The following is a 17,187-nucleotide window of genomic DNA, read 5'->3' as shown; positions in this document are numbered from 1 at the left end:
AAATGCCGGATCCTACAACCGTCAGCCCAATGATTACTGACGCCGTAACGCAAGCCAACGTGAAAGTCGTCGGGGAAGCACCAGCTATGGCCATGGGTAGTATTTACCAAAGCATGGCACACTCAACCGGAATTTTGTTTGAAAATGCTGTTTCAGCTGCCCAGCAGCAAACAACCCTATCGCAAGCCGCCACTAATCAAGGTGTCATGCAGATTTATTCAATGGACACAATGGCGGGCGCTGGTGCGACCGAAAAAGTTGGCCAGAGTGGCGAGTCAGATAACTTGGCTACCCTTCTTACTGTATTGAATTCATTCACCTAAGCGTAGCTGTATCTCTCAGCATTACTAGTCACTTTCATTATAAAAATTACTCAAAGGGCAGGCTTCCATCTTGGGTGCACCACCCCTTTAACCACCTAAACCCATCACCCACCCGAAACTACGGAGAAAACCATGCCAGATCCGACAACCGTCAACCCGATGATCACGGATGCAGTCACCCAGTCAAATGTTAAAGTGGTTGGCGAAGCTCCCGCCATGGCTATGGGAAGTATTTTCCAAAGCATGGCCCACTCAACCGGCATTCTTTTTGAGAACGCCGTCTCCGCATCCCAACAGCAAAACACTCTAGCTCAAGCAGCTACAAACCAGGGCGTTATGCAGATCTACTCCATGGACACCATGGCAGGGGCTGGAGCAACTGAAAAAGTCGCCCAAAGCGGAACTGCTGATAATCTGTCCACTTTGTTGACAGTGCTAAATTCATTCGGCGGCGGCAGATAACACTTCCACCCCACGACCCGCAAACCCTCTTCGGCCCACCCGAAGAGGGTTTGTTTTTGTCTTTCCATCCTGAATTACTGGAATATCAAGTTCAATCCCCCTATATTCCAGAGCAAGACACACCCATAACCCCCATATGAAATCTGATGACATCTTATCTTGTAGCTGCGCTCTACAAATTTGTAGAGCTTAAAGACTTTGAAAACATGAAAGCCCCCCTCCACGCGTTCTGTGAAGAACTCGGCATACGGGGGAGTATCCTTCTTGCGAAAGAAGGCATAAACGGCACCGTTTCCGGCGAGGAGGAGGCCGTTAAAAAACTTCTAGCACACTTACAAAGTGATCCACGCCTTAGCGACCTCTCCCATAAGGAATCTTGGGCGAAGCGCATTCCATTTCGCCGCATGAGAGTGCGCCTAAAAGTTGAAATCGTTCGCATGGGAGTGGACGGCATTGATCCCAATAGTAAAGTGGGAACCTACGTCCCTCCTGAGGAGTGGAACAAACTCATCAGCGATCCCGACACCGTGGTCATTGATACACGCAATGACTATGAAACTATTCTCGGGACGTTCAAGGGAGCCGTTGATCCGGACACCCAGAACTTCCAACAGTTTCCTGAATGGGTCAAAAACTCAAAAGAAGTAAACGGACCCAACAAATCTAAGAAAATAGCTATGTTCTGCACTGGGGGCATTCGCTGCGAAAAAGCTTCAGCCTTGATGCTGGAAGAAGGCTATGAAGAAGTTTACCACCTACAAGGCGGAATTCTAAACTACCTAGAGAAAATACCAGAGAACGAGAGTCTATGGAAAGGCGAGTGCTTTGTCTTTGATGATCGTGTTTCAGTAGACCATAGCTTAGAGGCAGGCTGGGGACACGACCTCCCGGAAAAAACAAAGGACGTCCTCTCTGAGTATATGATCAATCAAGAAAAAAGCCGTAGCAGCTAACCAACACTCAAAAGGGGGGACACAACCAAGCTCCCCCTTTTCCGTATCTGAAAAGAAGAGGTAACAACGTGTACAAATTCAAAACGCATACCAATGCCTAAGCATCAGATCCGGTTTTAATTATATTCAAAGAGTTGGGAAAGACGATCTTGGATTATAAAATCACCATTGAAAAACAATGGTGAGCCCGCACGGGTTCGAACCGTGGACCTACTGATTAAAAGTCAGTTGCTCTACCAGCTGAGCTACGGGCTCACATCCTCACAAAAGAGGTGCTTATCACTTCAACAATCCTCACCTACCAAATGGTGGGTGCACAGGGATTCGAACCCAGGACCGGCTGATTAAGAGTCAGCTGCTCTACCAACTGAGCTATACACCCTCAGCGCCGAAGCGATGGCGGCTGTATATCCACGCTCGGCGCAGTTGGCAAGTGCCGTTTCGAATTATTTTCAATTGCTCTGGGGAAAAGAAAAATCATGGTGTCTAAAACATATCCCATAAAGAGATAGAGAAGGATTATCACAATTTTGGCGTGTTAAAATCATCCATATACGCCCTCTCCCACTGCTACGCGAAAACTTCCCAAAACCTCACAAAAGAACAAAGTGAACGCAACTATTAAAATTACGTAATATTAGTTCTTTAGGTAAATATTATAGGTAATAATCGACAAGGGGGTTGACCTCTTTCCCCCTTACTGATTAATTTCCCCCAGAATCAAACTGCCAAGTTGCCAATCCGGCATGATCTGGCGCGTGAAAACTGTGATTAAAGGAGAGTGAAGCTTTTTGAGCTTCACGAGATATTAGATGAAAAAATCTGTACTTCTTATCGTGGTGGGAATGCGCGTCGCCGGAGTGGAATAGGCCACTCGGAACGGTTTGACGCGCAAAGGAGCCTAGAGGGCTCCTTTTTTATTGGCCGAATGAATGTCGATGAGCAGCCTTTTCGGGCGAATACAGGACAAGGACTGAAATATGGAACGGGAGATGACAGGCGCGGAAATGGTTCTCCAAGCCTTTCGGGATCAGGGCGTTAAGCATGTATTTGGCTATCCAGGTGGTGCGGTGCTGCCAATTTATGATGAGCTGATCCAGCAGGATGATATTGAACACATCCTCGTTCGCCATGAACAAGGGGCAGGACATGCCGCCGAAGGGTATGCACGCAGTACCGGAAAAGCAGGTGTCGCCCTTGTGACTTCAGGTCCGGGCGCTACTAATATGGTTACCGCGCTGACTGATGCCATGCTCGATTCCATTCCTCTTGTCTGCATAACAGGTCAGGTTCCAACCAATTTGATTGGTACGGATGCCTTCCAAGAGTGTGACACAGTGGGGATCACGCGCCCTTGTACCAAGCACAACTGGCTGGTTAAACGTATCGAAGACCTGCCTCGCATTCTTCATGAAGCTTTTTACGTGGCAACCAGTGGTCGCCCAGGCCCTGTTGTTGTAGACGTTCCAAAGGATGTTCAGTTCGCAACAGGCAAATATGAAAGCCGCAAACCTAACCCGTCCCAGCACCTAAGCTATCACCCGCCTATGAAAGGCGACTTGAACGCCATACGCGCAGCAGTCCAATTGCTCTCCACTGCACGCAAGCCCGTATTTTATACAGGTGGCGGCGTCATCAACTCCGGCCCGGCTGCCAGCCAGCTCCTGAGGGAACTGGTACGAATGACCGGTGTTCCTGTGACATCCACCTTGATGGGTCTGGGCGCCTATCCCGCATCCGGCCCTGAATGGCTCGGCATGTTGGGAATGCACGGCACCTATGAAGCCAACATGGCAATGCACGATTGCGACGTTATGATCTGCATTGGGGCGCGGTTTGATGACCGCATCACTGGCCGTTTGGATGCTTTCTCGCCAGACTCCAAAAAAGTACATATTGATATAGACCCCTCCTCCATCAACAAGGTTGTCCATGTGGACATCCCGATTGTTGGCGATATTGGGTATGTGCTGGAAGACATGATCCGTGTCTGGCGCTCCTCTAACATGAAGATGCGTAAAGAGGTTCAGGAGTGGAAGGCTCAGGTTAACCAGTGGCGCGCGCGCAATTGCTTGGCCTACAAGGAAAATTCATCGGTTATCATGCCCCAGTTCGCCTTGCAGCGTCTTAGTGAAGCACTTAAAGGCAAGGACTACTACATCTCAACCGAGGTAGGCCAACACCAGATGTGGGCCGCCCAGTTCCTAGGCTTTGAAGAGCCGAACCGCTTCTTGACATCTGGAGGCTTCGGGACAATGGGTTACGGACTACCTGCGGCAATCGGCGCGCAAGTGGCAAACCCGGATTCCTTATGCATTAACGTTGCCGGAGATGCTTCGATCTTGATGAATATTCAGGAAATGTCGACCGCAGTCCAGCATGGCTTAGCTCCCAAAACTTTTATTTTGAACAATAGTTACATGGGTATGGTTCGGCAGTGGCAGCAGTTGCTGCATGGCAACCGGCTTTCCCATTCTTACACCGACAGCCTGCCCGACTTTGTCAAACTGGCAGAGGCCTATGGCGCAAAAGGCATTCGGGTGACAAAGCCTCATGAACTGGATCACGCAATTCAGGAAATGATCGAAACACCGGGACCGGTCCTGTTCGATTGCTGTGTCGCTCAACTTGCCAATTGCTTTCCAATGATTCCATCGGGTAAAGCACATAATGAAATGCTGCTTCCTGATGAAGCAACTGATGAAGCTGTTGCCAACGCTATCGGCAAAGAAGGTAAAGCGCTTGTGTAAGCGATGGGAGGTTTAAATTATGAACGCACAAAACGTTGATGCCCTATCCGCCTACTTCTTGGCCGAGGTAAGCGAAAAGGAAGAAACGCACACCCTATCAGTGGTCGTCGACAACGAACCCGGTGTCCTAGCCCGTGTTATTGGCCTATTTTCTGGCCGTGGATACAACATTGAGGCCCTGAGTGTTTCGGAGATCGAGCAGGAAAGGCACCTCTCTCGCATTACCATAATCACAACGGGTACGCCGCAAACCATTGAACAAATTCGCCACCAGCTTGACCGGCTGGTGCCTGTTCACAGAGTGCGCGACCTGACTGTCGCCGCAAGGCGTTTCAAACAGGACAAGCCCCTAGAGCGCGAGTTGGCGCTTGTTAAGGTGAAGGGTGCAGGCGAAAAGCGACTGGAAGCACTGCGGTTAGGTGAAGCCTTCAAAGCTACCGTGATCGACGCAACAACTGATCACTTCGTCTTTGAAATCACGGGGCGTTCCAACAAAATCGAACAGTTTATAGAAATCATGCACCCGCTGGGAGTGGTTGAAGTTTCCAGAACCGGTGTCGCAGCTCTCAATCGCGGCCCCCAAGGACTGTAAAAAATAAAATGAACGGTCGAAACACTCTCGGCTTTATCTATATTCTGCTTTAATTTATAACAGCGGCTCTCTTTTTAAAGGAGCCGCTGTTTCCGTCTTCTAAGGATTATAAATGACAACAACCAGCCGCCTTTCAGTAAACGTGAATGCCGTTGCCATGCTACGCAACCGTCGCGATTTGCCTTGGCCCAGCGTAACCGAACTTGCAAGCATTGCTATGCAAGCGGGGGCGAAAGGAATTACAATCCATCCACGCCCCGACGAAAGGCACATTCGTAAAACTGATGTTTTTGATCTGGCCACTCTCATAAAAAACCAGCATCCGGGCAAAGAGCTCTGCCTTGAGGGCTACCCCACGCGGGATTTTCTGGATCTGGTGGAAAAAACACGCCCTGCACAAGTGCTATTCGTGCCGGATGACCCGGAACAGTCCACATCAGATCACGGCTGGGACTTTACTGAACATGCCAGCCTTTTGTCCGATATTGTTAAAACAGCAAAGGACTGGGGTGTCCGCACCTCTTTGTTTGTAGACCCCTCGCCCGAGCAAGCTGGTCTTGCTGCAAAGACCGGAGCCGACCGCATTGAGATCTACACAGGTCCATACGGCGCATGCTTCGATGACAAGCAAAAAGAGCTCGATGAACTGGATTTGGTTGTACTTACTGCAGAAGCAGCAAAGGCGGCAGGTCTTGAAGTCAATGCCGGCCATGATTTGACAGTCAGTAACATTCCAGCACTTATCGTTCGAGCTCCCTACATCACCGAGGTTTCCATAGGCCACGGCTTTACGGCAGATGCGCTTGTCTATGGCTTCACCCAAAGTGTGCAGCGTTACCGGCAAGCTCTTGGTGAGCTGTGACGAAAAACCGACCAGTTACTGGGATATAAAAATTGGAAAGGGACACTATGCCCCTTTCCTGTGCCACCACTTAAAGCTTAAAGCACGTTGCATTCATTTTCATTCACGCCTAGCGCTCTAACTTCTTTCTTTTCGAGCGAGTTCATATCGCTTGATTGAATTCAATCAAACGGAACACGCTTTAAGCGAAAATAAAGTCGCTCTCGCTAAAGTCGCTTTTCATGAGCCAGTCACCTTCCACTTTCAAGGTGTCGCCACCATACTTGATAATAACTGGGTCCCAGATACTATCTTGAGTAATCGCAAGCTCATCGAATGATGCTATACCGGCAGCGCTCAGGTCAATGAGATCGACCCCGTACTCAAAATCTTCAATTCGATCGGTATCCCCATCGTCACCGAAGTAGAAGGTGTCAACACCGTCCCCCCCAATCAAGTAGTCACTACCATCCCCGTCGTAGAGGTGGTCTCTACCATTTCCACCTTGCAGAATGTCATCCCCATCTCCGCCAAGCAGTCGATCTTTCCCTTTTCCGCCTTTCAGGTGATCATCTCCGGCAAAACCTTCCAGAGCATCATCACCATCATTTCCACGCAGAAGATCATCATATTCAGAGCCCAGAATATAGGCGTCATCACCATAGTGACCGGTATGGTCAAATGGGATACTGATATCCTCAACCCAGGTATCACCGCGTTTTTCATCGGACAGGCCAGAGACAATAACAACACTATCCCTGTCCATCTCCCCATAAAACGCTGAGGCGCTGATCGCTTCAAACACAGTCGAATAACTAAACGGCAAATGGGCGGACCATGTAGCCAAGTTCAGCAGGTTGCCACCATCCCAATATAGGGGCGTATCATAGAGATCATTGAACAACACAATGTTGCTCGTATCATACTCATAGTCTGTGTCGTTCCCCGTAATATCAACCCCATCCTCGGAAATCGCTGAGGGAACCGGATCATTCTCCAAATCCAGACTAAATATCTCCGCCCCGTTGGAAAGAACAGAAGAACCGTCTTCCGGCGTATAGTGCCCTGCAAAGCTGATGTAGTTGGCATCAACAAAGAAACCATCATCAAACTGATCGCTCTGTTCGGCCATGTTCAACACTGCACCGCCACCCAAAGAGTGCCCCGTTACCACAAGATCACTGGCACTCAGGCCGTTATCAAGCATAAACCCTTTCAAGGAAGTGAGAAGTTCTCCGAATGCCTCTTCAACATAGTGGGGTTCGTCCTTCAAGAACTCCAGATAATCGATGACATCCCCAATGGAGTCAGAAACAATATTATCTAAAGTTCCTGTGGTGCCACGAAAAGCCAGACCGATCTGAGTGATGTTTCCGTTCTCATCATATTGAGCCAGAACATCGGCTTGAGCATCCTTGAACTTGAAAGTTTCTCCCTGGAACGTGCCATTATGGTCAACACGTGCCCCTTCATAGCCAAGGTCCTCTGCTGTTAAAACCGTCCACCCTTTCTGTTCGATTTTCTCCAACGCAGCTTCTTCGCTCTCCCCGCTTAGTAAGCCTGCTTCATCGGATGTTCCCCAAAGGGCGCCCCAAACCGTGCCAAGAGAAATCCCATTTTCCTCATAGGCATCCCCTAAAGCATCATCCAGTCCATGATAGCTGTAGAGCATCAAATCCATTGCGTCGGTTACAAGCCCCAAAGCATCTTCATCTTTATATTCAAATAAAGGCATAGTCCCTCCAAACTATATTAAGGAAGAGACCATTAGACAAAAGTCCACAAAGGAAACAACAAATATTTTTGTCTAGTTAAAACTAGGTATATTACTAGTAGATATTTGCAACTTTTACTTTTAAAACTGTGAAAAATATAATATTTAAACTTAAAGATTTAAATATATATTGCAAAGCACAAATTTTTACTGCAAGGCAAAATGAATAATTTCTATTGACCAAAAACTCAGCGGGAGCTACAAGTACCGTACCGTACGGTACTGAGTATTATTTAGTGGATAGAGCTGTGGGCACACCGAATCACGAGAAGACGCAAAACCTGACGACTCGCCAAAAGGCGGTTCTGGACAGTGCTCTTCAGCTTTTGGTGGCTGGGGGAGAAAAGGCTCTAACCACATCCGCCATTGCCCGCTCAGCTGGCTGTTCAAAAGAAAGCTTATATAAATGGTTTGGTGATAGGGACGGGTTGCTGGCAGCTATTGTCGCACGGCAAGCCAGCAAGGTTTATGCGCCGGGCCTGCCTGCTAGAGACTTCACACTCCTCCAGTTCACGCAGGAGCTGGAGAAATTTGCCCACGACCTGTTGGCGGTGGTGTCTGGAGAGGTTTCCATAGCACTCAACCGTCTGGCTGTAAGCAGCACCAGTAAAGGTGATGCCTCGCTTGGCTCTCTCCTTCAAGAGCACGGACGTGGCCGTATTGGAAAAGCTGTAACCAGCATACTTCAACGCGGTATAGATGCGGGTTTTTTGCAGGCAGCCGATACAAGAACCGCCTATCAGGATTTATACGGTCTGATTTTACGGGATCTTCACCTTCGTCTACTCTTGGGGGACAGTTTGAAGATTGAGGAAACAGATTTCAACGCAGCAGCACATCGTGCTATTGCACAATTTATGAAGCTCTACGGAGCTTAGGGAACAACATACTGCCAAACCACAGTTTGCAACGGGTTTGACACATAAAAGGGGAAGTTCAATGCGTGTCTATTATGATCGTGATGCAGATACAAATCTGATCAAGGCAAAAAAAGTAGCGATTATCGGCTATGGCTCACAAGGCCGCGCCCACGCCATGAACCTGAAAGATAGCGGTGCCAAAGAAATCGTTATTGCTCTGCGTGAAGGTTCTACAACAAAATTCAAAGCTGAAGCTGATGGCTTTGAAGTGAAAACCGTTGCAGATGCTGCCGCTTGGGCTGACCTGATGATGATGGCAACTCCTGATGAACTTCAGGCTGAAATCTACAAGGATAGCATTGCAGACAACATTCGTGATGGCGCTGCTATTGCGTTTGCTCACGGCCTCAATGTTCACTTCGGCCTCATCGAGCCAAAGTCCTCTGTTGATGTCGTCATGATCGCTCCAAAAGGCCCGGGCCACACAGTGCGCGGCGAATACCAAAAAGGCGGCGGTGTTCCTTGCCTCGTTGCTATCCATCAGGACGCAACCGGTAACGCACTTGATCTGGCTTTATCTTATGCATCAGGTGTTGGCGGCGGCCGCTCCGGTATCATTGAAACAACTTTCCGCGAAGAGTGTGAAACCGACCTGTTCGGTGAACAGGCTGTTTTGTGTGGCGGCTTGGTTGAGCTGATCCGTGCTGGCTTTGAGACACTTGTTGAAGCTGGTTACGCCCCTGAAATGGCCTACTTCGAGTGTCTGCATGAAGTGAAGCTCATTGTTGACCTGATTTATGAGGGCGGCATTGCCAACATGAACTACTCCATCTCCAACACAGCGGAATGGGGCGAGTACATGACAGGTCCACGCATCATCACGTCTGAAACAAAAGCAGAAATGAAGCGTGTTCTCGATGAAATCCAGAACGGTAAATTCACATCCGACTGGATGCAGGAATGTAAAGCAGGTCAGGCTCGCTTTAAAGCAACACGCCGCCTGAACGACGAACACCAGATCGAGGCAGTTGGCGCGAAACTTCGCGAAATGATGCCTTGGATCAAATCCGGTGCGCTTGTAGACAAAGAAAAGAACTAATCACAAGCGAATATCTCCTTCCAGAGATCGAAAAGCCCGTCAAACTTGACGGGCTTTTTTGTTTTTATTAAGAGGCAAAGGGCTGCATTCAAGTCCCAATTAAAACTTCGGGAGTACTCAATTGAAAATTTCAACAGACAAATCTCTGTTTGATCTGGATTTAATCTTCAACTTCCTTTCCAAGCGCGCCTACTGGTCTCAAAACCTCCCGCGTGACATCTTTGAAAAAGCCATTGCAAACTCTTTTTGCTTCGGAGCTTTTGACGATACTGGCAAACAAGTGGGCTTTGCCCGCCTTGTCACTGACTATGCAACCTTCGGCTATTTAGCAGATGTCTTTATTGATGAAAGTGCGCGGGGGAAAGGCATATCCAAACTTCTAATGGCGGCGATTATGGATCACCCCCAGCTTCAAAATATCCGCAGAATGAACCTTGCCACAAGAGACGCCCACGGCCTTTACGAGCAGTTTGGTTTTCAGTCGCTGGATAAACCAGAAATCTATATGGAGCGGGTGGATCAAGACATTTACAATAGGCTAATGGAACAATCGCAAAGCGCTTGCACGTAGCTGACCTTCCTTAACCTCAGTCCTTTATTGGCCAAACCAGTTTATTTAGCATTAGCTCTTCGCCTCTAACCTCTCACACGTTGTGTGTGGAGGTTTCAAAAAATGAAGCAGGCTTTCTTCCGTATTTGTGCGCTCACCTTAGTTGTGTTCCCTTGTCTTGTCTCACAAGCTATCGCACAACCCAAGCCTGCATCCAAATTCACGCAAAGAGCATATGAAGAGCTCATTCAAACTTTGCCGTTCAGCAATACGCAGAGCTTTGTTGAGGCGATGAATGGATTTATCGCCCCTCTTCCCCATGAGGGCGTCGTTAAAAACGACAAGGGACAGGTTGTTTATGATTTCAAAAAGTTCAGCTTTATAAAACAAGGTTCAATCGCCCCCACCTCCGTTAATCCAAGCCTGTGGCGACAAGCGCAACTAATTATGATGGGAGGCCTCTTCAAGGTTTCCGATCGCATCTACCAAGTCCGCGCTGCCGATCTTTCCAATATCACTTTCATTGAAGGCGATACGGGTATCATTGTGGTTGATCCCTTAATCTCTAAGGAAACCGCTAAGTACGCTCTCGATTTCTACTTTACTCAAAGACCAAAAAAACCCGTGGTAGCAGTTATCTACACCCATTCACATGTGGACCATTATGGTGGCGTGCGAGGCGTTATCGACGAACAGGATGTTGTAGATGGCCTTACTAAAATCTATGCACCCTCCGGCTTTTTGAACAGCGCTGTCTCGGAAAACGTGATGGCTGGAAATGCCATGAGCAGGCGCGCAAGCTATATGTATGGAAACCTGTTGTACCCAGGACCAGAGGGACAAGTGGGGGCAGGCCTTGGCCCGACCACTTCGTCAGGCACCATTACTCTTATCCCCCCCACCAACACAATTAAGCAGGATGAAGAACAAATCACCATAGACGGCTTGAGCTTTCGCTTTTTCCTTACCCCGGACAGTGAAGCTCCATCGGAAATGATGTTTTATATAGACGAACTGGAAGCTTTGTGCATGGCGGAAAACGCCACACATACCTTGCACAACACATACTCCCTACGTGGAGCCAGAATTCGCGATTCCCTTGCGTGGTCCAAGTATATTAATCAAGCAATTCATAGCGTTGGCAAAAAAACAAAAGTCCTGTTTGCTCCCCATCACTGGTCGATTACCGACACGCCGAATATTCTCAAGCACCTTACTTCCCAGCGCGATCTATACCGTTTCATCAATGACCAACCTCTCAGGCTTGCGAACCACGGCTTTCATATGACCGAGATCGCCGAGATGCTCAAAATGCCAAAAGGTCTGGAAGAAACTTGGTCTGCCCGCGGATACTATGGCTCTGTGAATCACAATGCCAAATCAACCTATGTGAAGTATCTTGGCTGGTTTAATGGAAACCCTGCCACACTGCATAACTACCCTGAACGCGTTGCAGGTGGCAAATATGTAGAGTTTATGGGAGGAGAGGATGAGCTCATCAAAAAGGCTCAATACTCTTTCAAGGAAGGTGATTACCGATGGGTTGTTCAGGTTCTCAACCACCTAGTCTACTCCAACCCGCAAAATACACAGGCAAAGAACTTGCAGGCAGATGCATTGGAGCAGTTGGGGTATCAAGCTGAGTCTGGGCCTTGGAGGAACTTCTATTTAACCGGAGCACAAGAATTGCGCGATGGCGTGAAAAAGGCAGAAGCTCCAGATACCGCTAGCCCCGATACAATCCGCTCCATGGGACTGGATCTGGTCTTCGATTACTTTGCGCTAAGGGTCAACGCCGATAAGGTAACCGGACTAAACTTGACATATAACTGGAAATTCACAGACACCAATCAAAACTATGTCATGGAATTGAGTAATTCGGCACTCAGCCACCTTGAAGAGGCTCAGAGCGATAAGCCGGATGGAACAATTACCACCACAAGAACAATCATTGACGACATTCTTCTTGGAGAAATCACCTTCTCCGATGCCCTGAGCCAGAAAAAGATTGTTATTGATGGCAGTGAAGAAGGCTTACTTCAACTGATTGATTCACTAGATACATTCGATTTCTGGTTCAATATTGTCACGCCAGTACCAATGCCAGCCAAGTAGAACTACAGCGTATCGCCGAAAAGTGAGCACCGGTCCTTGGACTGAGATACGCAAAAAACAACAATTTACAGCAGTGAAGTATCACCAAGAAGCCCTATAGGGATGTTTAGGGCTCCTATTCACCAAGTCTTGAAAGAGCCTTTTTGGACGCCTCAACGCCGCCTTGAGCCGCTATTTTGTAAAAATACAGAGCTTGCTTCAAATCCTTACGGGTTCCCTGCCCTGTCTCAAAACACCACCCTATAAGGTGAAACGCTTCTGGGTCTCCCTTTTCAGCAGCCGCTTCAAACCGTTCAAATGCCTTGGTAGAGCTTTTTTCTATACCAAGCCCTTCCAAATATGCTTTTCCAACCAGCACATCTCCCTGCGGTTCCCCATTGTCAGCCGCTTTTTGAAACAACGCCACTGCGGCTTTATTGTCCTTCTCCACCCCATACCCGTTCAAATACATCAAGCCGAGATTTGCATAGGCAAGAGGGTATGAAGGGCCAGCGCTTTCATACAGCTTCAAGGCTAATTCGTAATCCTTCTCTAGATATTCACCAAACTCGTACATCACCGCCAGATCATTCAAAGCAGGCCCCAAACCTTGGTCTGCCGCCATGAAATAAAGGTCTATCCCCTTTTCTGGATCATGAGGTACCCCAATTCCATTCAAGTAATAACGACCAAGAGTATACTGTGCGAGAGCAAAGCCGTGATCTGCCGCTGTCATAAAATACCCGAGCGCCTTATCGGAATCACGCTCCACTCCGGCCCCTTCCTCATAAAGGGTCCCCATATAATACAGGCCGGTCGGGTCTCCGGCTTCCGCCGCTATCTTGTAATGTTGAATGGCCACTTTCAGATTTCGTTCACCGCCCTCACCAAACTCGTAAAGCTCGCCTAAAGGTACATGCGCTTCAATGGAGCCTTCCGTGATAGCATTTGCGTAGATTTCTCTCGCCTTTTTCGCACTTGTCGGCACACCTTGCCCCTGGCGATACATAGCCGCCTCATTCAGTTTGGCTTGTACCAATCCTGCTTTCGATGCCTCTGAAATCCAATAGAAAGCTTCGTCCAGATCCTGTGGAATACCCTGACCCTTAAGATATAAAAGCCCAAGGTTGTTTTGCGCCCAATAGTCCCCCAGTTCAGCAGATTTCAGGTATAAATCGCGGGCTTTTTCCAGATCCAGATGCCCACCTTTTCCCATACTGTAAATGTTAGCCAGATTGGTCCAGGCCGCACTAATGCCGCGGCTAGAAGCCTGTGTGTACAGTTCTATCGCTTTTGATATGTCCCGCGTGACGCCCTGTCCCAACTCATAGGCAATCCCGAGGCGAAACTGAGCCATTGCATCACCTGCACGTGCCTCAATGGAGAGGCGAGGAATTACAGCCGCATACCCAAGCTCCTTTGCCCAATCTTCCCGAAGAGGTTTACCACCCAAACGGGCCGACTTCCCCTGTACAGTCCCTTTTTGGGTATCTGCGAAATCAGAGTTTGCCTCATGATAAGAGGAGGATGCTGGTTCGATTGCCCAAAATGGCATAGTAGCCATCAACAGAATTGCGCTGGAACGCATGAGCTGCCCTGTTCCTATCGTCATAAAATTATAATTTAACGTGAGAAAGGACAGTGCATCCTGATCTACCACTGCATCCTTCCACCTTTTCCCGATAGGGTCTAATCCCGACAAAAGCTGGGGTGCTCACTTCAATCAAACACAAAAATGTGTCAGTTTTTAAGCACCAGATAAGGTCAGCAGGTCTTTTGAGGATATAAGTAGCTGTTTGATGTGTATGGAGTAGATCTTTTGCCTAAACGTTATATTCGCCAAGCGCAGCAAAATGATGCCCCTATTTTGACAGGTATTCTCCACCGGGCAAAAGCCTCTTGGGGCTACGCAGAGGAAGATATGGAGATTTTCCGCAAGCATTGGAAAGTCACCCCCGATGATATTGCGGAGAATACGGTTGTTGTTGCCCTCAACCAAACAATAATTGAAGGCTTCGCTATGCTGCGCGAGGAAAAAGATTGCTTTCTTTTGGACCATCTCTTCATCGAACCAAGTGCCCATGGGTCTGGATGGGGGAAGTCACTTCTTTTGCACGTACAATCACTGGCAAGCGCTATGGGGAAGCCAAAAATCAGGCTGGAATCTGATGGCTACGCAGCAGACTTCTACCTTAAGCACGCTTATAAAATAACCGGAGAGCGCCCCAGCGCATTCCTAAATGCCCCCTCCATCAAACTTATGGAAAATGAGCTAAAGCCCCAGAGTAGACCAAGGTGATTTGTTGTTTACGGGAGCAACAACTAAATGCAGAAGAAAATCCAAACCTATCCCCAATTGGGGCACCAAAAATCTCCAGCCCATACCTAACCACTAGACAGTAATCGGGATACGTGAGACCACTAAGGCTAAAGCTGCACAAGCCTACAGATACGATGAGGGATGCAAAATTCGAATGGCTAGAAATTATGTGATTTTGGATGTCTTCACCGACAAAGCACTCTCCGGCAACCCTTTGGCCGTCGTTCTGGACAGCGAAGGATTAAGCGACGAAAGAATGCTTCAAATTGCTGGAGAATTCAATCTATCGGAAACCGTATTCGTCTGCCCGCCGACAAACCCGCTTCATACCGCCTCCCTTCGCATTTTCACGCCAATCTTTGAAATGCCCTTCGCCGGTCACCCAACCATTGGCAGCGCGGCTCTTCTTGCCAGCGAGCGGTTCGGCGAAATCAGCTCTCCTCAAGACGCGGTCATCGTTCTGGAAGAAAAAGTCGGCATCATCCGCTGCGGCGTCAAGCTCAATACGGGCGGTATCAGCTATGCAGAGTTTGATGTTCCCTCTCTCGCAAAGCCTGCAATGTCACTTGGCAGCAATGAGCTCATCGCAGCAGCGCTTGGCATTGAACTCAATGAAATCGGTTTTGAGAACCACCGCCCCTGCACCATGGATGCCGGTGTTCCCTTCGCTTTTATTCCGGTGCGCGATCTCACTGTTGTCGAGCAGCTCAAACCCAATGCAAACTATTGGAATGAAGCTTTCGGCTCTCACGACCACAACAACGCTTTCATTTACTGCAGAGAGACGGTCAACTCCCAGAGCGACTTCCATGCTAGAATGATACATACGGATAGCGGGTCCTTCGCCGAAGATGCCGCAACCGGCTCCGCCGCCGCCGCCTTCGCTGGCACTATTGCCCGCTTCGATGAACCTCTGGACGGAACCCACAGGTTCACCGTGGAACAAGGCCTTGAAATGGGCCGCCCCTCCATAATCGATCTGGAAATCGACATGGAAAAAGGCCAGATCCGTGCCCAGAGAATAGGTGGCAATGCAGTAATCGTCGGTCGAGGGCAGCTTTATATTTAAAGCTGCTTTTGTTGTAAAAAGACTGTCAAAGCGTGATGCCAATTACCGTGGTTAAGCGTTAATAGCTAGCCATAGCGGAGTTCGTAGGAACTTTTGTCAACTTCCAAATTGTCAATCCCTAGAACCTCAGTACGTTCTAGAAGTATGAAGGCTTCATTTTTATAAGCCGCACTCAATGCCGTAAACATTTTTTGCTCTTTTTCTGCGATATACTTTGCTGTCTCGCTATCCGTTTCCAGATCGTCCATATTCCCAACTAGGGCTAGCTCGCCGCCCTCATTTTCCAACGTATAATATATACTCTCAGTACCAACTTGCATGGTATAGCTCATGAGAGAATTTCCACGAAAACTCAAAATGCTGCCATCAGGAAGTTCATGTACTCCCGAAGAAGTCGGAGCCTCTTTCATTAGGTTACTAATAAACATGATATATTCTTGACTATCATAACCATGACTGTCGAGAATAGAATCGCGTTCCACAAGTATGTGTTCTCGATCATCAAAGAAACGATTTGATAATGTTAGCGCCTCAACACTACCAGCCCCATATTCATTATCGTAATAATTTCCAATAGCTACTGAATATTCTATTAAACGGTCATAATCATCATCTAGACGACTTAATTCGCCCGCTAAGGACGAACCACTGGAACGAGCCCCCCAGTAGTGCTCTGTAACGTGTGCAGGCAGCTCCCAATTTGCTATATTTATACCACCGATTGTGTAATTACCTTTTTGAGGCTCTTTTAGTTCAAAACCTGTTAACGACGCCAACTGCTGCTCAACATCACTGAATGCAGCCTGTGTCTCTCGAATAAACGCTAGGCGTACTTCCTCGGACATACCCCCAATAGAATCATAGAGTACTCCATCAAATTCGAACTCCAGTTCAGGTTCTTCGGGAGCGTTCTCCTCAACTTCAGGAACCTCTTCCAATTCTGCATCTTGCTTCGCTTGAAGAAGTACATCTGTAATACGCGCCTTGGCATCATTGACCGTTTTATCGGCTTTAGCAGACACGAGATCCTGAATTTTTTCGACCGCAGTCTTAGGTTTTTCTTCTTCGCTCTTTTTTGTATCTAGATCTTGCCCCGATATGATTTCCAGTGTCTTGTCAGCTACTGACTGGCTGCCACCCTCAACCAACAAGGTATTTTGGATCTGGTTAACATAGAGGCTCTGAAGCAGGACAGCGGCCTGATTTTGGAGAATACTTGTATTGATCGTAGACATTGGCACCAAAATTTCTGTCCTTTAAAGCTCCCTCATAGAGCCCTAAACGGATATGAAGCCGCACCCTAATAGTGCCGCTAAACAAAACATTATTTGATAATATGAAACGCCGAAACTTGCACAGAGCTGACCTTGTCGCCATTTAATTGCATTTGTATTATGCACAACCAAACTTTAAATGTTGTAACAGGGAGGAATTGATTAGATGGCCAGCTATTAAAAGGCGAAGTACTCACAGAAAAACTTCCAGCTGCACTCCGCCTTC

The 17,187-nt window shown here is 48.0% G+C and carries 15 protein-coding genes and 2 tRNA genes; 12 read left to right on the top strand and 5 right to left on the bottom strand.

Annotated features, from left to right (window positions below):
- The first annotated feature begins 2 nt into the window (after positions 1-2).
- The 3 genes from P6574_RS04235 (at position 3) to trhO (ending at position 1,738) form a co-directional block, all read left to right on the top strand.
- Positions 3-323, top strand: coding sequence for a RebB family R body protein (locus P6574_RS04235; RefSeq protein WP_310619141.1), 321 nt, complete (start codon positions 3-5; stop codon positions 321-323).
- A gap of 132 nt (positions 324-455) precedes the next feature.
- Entirely contained in the window at positions 456-785 is a 330-nt protein-coding gene (locus P6574_RS04230) for a RebB family R body protein (protein WP_310619140.1), read from the top strand.
- A gap of 146 nt (positions 786-931) precedes the next feature.
- Entirely contained in the window at positions 932-1,738 is an 807-nt protein-coding gene (gene trhO / locus P6574_RS04225; protein ID WP_310619139.1) for an oxygen-dependent tRNA uridine(34) hydroxylase TrhO, read from the top strand.
- 179 nt (positions 1,739-1,917) lie between these two features.
- On the opposite strand, the gene P6574_RS04220 is transcribed toward trhO, so the two are convergent.
- Positions 1,918-1,993 (bottom strand) — tRNA-Lys (locus P6574_RS04220).
- Between the two features lie 51 nt (positions 1,994-2,044).
- Positions 2,045-2,120 (bottom strand) — tRNA-Lys (locus tag P6574_RS04215).
- 598 nt (positions 2,121-2,718) lie between these two features.
- Between P6574_RS04215 and P6574_RS04210 the strand changes: the two genes are divergently transcribed.
- The 3 genes from P6574_RS04210 to P6574_RS04200 all read left to right on the top strand — a co-directional run bounded on the left by P6574_RS04210 (position 2,719) and on the right by P6574_RS04200 (position 5,942).
- On the top strand, positions 2,719-4,488 hold the full coding sequence (locus P6574_RS04210; RefSeq protein ID WP_310619138.1) for an acetolactate synthase 3 large subunit: 1,770 nt from the start codon (positions 2,719-2,721) through the stop codon (positions 4,486-4,488).
- A gap of 19 nt (positions 4,489-4,507) precedes the next feature.
- Complete coding sequence (ilvN, locus tag P6574_RS04205; RefSeq protein WP_310619137.1) at positions 4,508-5,080, top strand: acetolactate synthase small subunit; 573 nt, start codon at positions 4,508-4,510, stop codon at positions 5,078-5,080.
- A 112-nt stretch (positions 5,081-5,192) separates the two neighbouring features.
- Entirely contained in the window at positions 5,193-5,942 is a 750-nt protein-coding gene (locus P6574_RS04200) for a pyridoxine 5'-phosphate synthase (RefSeq protein ID WP_310619136.1), read from the top strand.
- Between the two features lie 181 nt (positions 5,943-6,123).
- On the opposite strand, the gene P6574_RS04195 is transcribed toward P6574_RS04200, so the two are convergent.
- Positions 6,124-7,656 (bottom strand): triacylglycerol lipase, encoded by a 1,533-nt coding sequence (locus tag P6574_RS04195; protein WP_310619135.1) that lies wholly within the window; start codon positions 7,654-7,656, stop codon positions 6,124-6,126.
- 287 nt (positions 7,657-7,943) lie between these two features.
- On the opposite strand from P6574_RS04195, the gene P6574_RS04190 reads away from it, so the two are divergent.
- From P6574_RS04190 to P6574_RS04175, 4 genes are all read left to right on the top strand, one after another.
- The gene (locus tag P6574_RS04190; RefSeq protein WP_310619134.1) at positions 7,944-8,573 is read left to right on the top strand and encodes a TetR/AcrR family transcriptional regulator; all 630 of its coding nucleotides are present in this window, start codon (positions 7,944-7,946) and stop codon (positions 8,571-8,573) included.
- 61 nt (positions 8,574-8,634) lie between these two features.
- Positions 8,635-9,654 (top strand): ketol-acid reductoisomerase, encoded by a 1,020-nt coding sequence (gene ilvC, locus P6574_RS04185; RefSeq protein WP_310619133.1) that lies wholly within the window; start codon positions 8,635-8,637, stop codon positions 9,652-9,654.
- Between the two features lie 121 nt (positions 9,655-9,775).
- On the top strand, positions 9,776-10,225 hold the full coding sequence (locus P6574_RS04180; protein WP_310619132.1) for a GNAT family N-acetyltransferase: 450 nt from the start codon (positions 9,776-9,778) through the stop codon (positions 10,223-10,225).
- Between the two features lie 102 nt (positions 10,226-10,327).
- Positions 10,328-12,319 (top strand): alkyl/aryl-sulfatase, encoded by a 1,992-nt coding sequence (locus P6574_RS04175; protein ID WP_310619131.1) that lies wholly within the window; start codon positions 10,328-10,330, stop codon positions 12,317-12,319.
- Positions 12,320-12,434: 115 nt separating this feature from the next.
- On the opposite strand, the gene P6574_RS04170 is transcribed toward P6574_RS04175, so the two are convergent.
- Complete coding sequence (locus P6574_RS04170; RefSeq protein WP_310619130.1) at positions 12,435-13,910, bottom strand: SEL1-like repeat protein; 1,476 nt, start codon at positions 13,908-13,910, stop codon at positions 12,435-12,437.
- Between the two features lie 207 nt (positions 13,911-14,117).
- Here P6574_RS04170 and P6574_RS04165 point away from each other — a divergent pair, with 207 nt between their 5' ends.
- On the top strand, positions 14,118-14,597 hold the full coding sequence (locus tag P6574_RS04165) for a GNAT family N-acetyltransferase (RefSeq protein ID WP_310619129.1): 480 nt from the start codon (positions 14,118-14,120) through the stop codon (positions 14,595-14,597).
- 175 nt (positions 14,598-14,772) lie between these two features.
- Entirely contained in the window at positions 14,773-15,687 is a 915-nt protein-coding gene (locus tag P6574_RS04160) for a PhzF family phenazine biosynthesis protein (RefSeq protein WP_310619128.1), read from the top strand.
- Between the two features lie 65 nt (positions 15,688-15,752).
- Here the strand turns inward: P6574_RS04160 and P6574_RS04155 are convergent, their stop codons facing one another.
- Complete coding sequence (locus tag P6574_RS04155; RefSeq protein ID WP_310619127.1) at positions 15,753-16,922, bottom strand: hypothetical protein; 1,170 nt, start codon at positions 16,920-16,922, stop codon at positions 15,753-15,755.
- Positions 16,923-17,187: the final 265 nt, after the last annotated feature.

This window comes from Pseudovibrio sp. M1P-2-3 (genome assembly GCF_031501865.1).
Classification (GTDB): domain Bacteria; phylum Pseudomonadota; class Alphaproteobacteria; order Rhizobiales; family Stappiaceae; genus Pseudovibrio; species Pseudovibrio corallicola.
This window is presented reverse-complemented; position numbering and strand designations above follow the sequence as displayed.

Coding starts and splice junctions, on each gene's coding strand:
- P6574_RS04175 (WP_310619131.1), top strand. CDS start 10,328: ATGAAGCAGGCTTTCTTCCGTATTTGTGCGCTCACCTTAGTTGTGTTC.
- P6574_RS04170 (WP_310619130.1), bottom strand. CDS start 13,910: ATGACGATAGGAACAGGGCAGCTCATGCGTTCCAGCGCAATTCTGTTG.
- trhO (WP_310619139.1), top strand. CDS start 932: ATGACATCTTATCTTGTAGCTGCGCTCTACAAATTTGTAGAGCTTAAA.
- ilvN (WP_310619137.1), top strand. CDS start 4,508: ATGAACGCACAAAACGTTGATGCCCTATCCGCCTACTTCTTGGCCGAG.
- P6574_RS04210 (WP_310619138.1), top strand. CDS start 2,719: ATGGAACGGGAGATGACAGGCGCGGAAATGGTTCTCCAAGCCTTTCGG.
- P6574_RS04200 (WP_310619136.1), top strand. CDS start 5,193: ATGACAACAACCAGCCGCCTTTCAGTAAACGTGAATGCCGTTGCCATG.
- ilvC (WP_310619133.1), top strand. CDS start 8,635: ATGCGTGTCTATTATGATCGTGATGCAGATACAAATCTGATCAAGGCA.
- P6574_RS04230 (WP_310619140.1), top strand. CDS start 456: ATGCCAGATCCGACAACCGTCAACCCGATGATCACGGATGCAGTCACC.
- P6574_RS04155 (WP_310619127.1), bottom strand. CDS start 16,922: ATGTCTACGATCAATACAAGTATTCTCCAAAATCAGGCCGCTGTCCTG.
- P6574_RS04160 (WP_310619128.1), top strand. CDS start 14,773: ATGGCTAGAAATTATGTGATTTTGGATGTCTTCACCGACAAAGCACTC.
- P6574_RS04195 (WP_310619135.1), bottom strand. CDS start 7,656: ATGCCTTTATTTGAATATAAAGATGAAGATGCTTTGGGGCTTGTAACC.
- P6574_RS04235 (WP_310619141.1), top strand. CDS start 3: ATGCCGGATCCTACAACCGTCAGCCCAATGATTACTGACGCCGTAACG.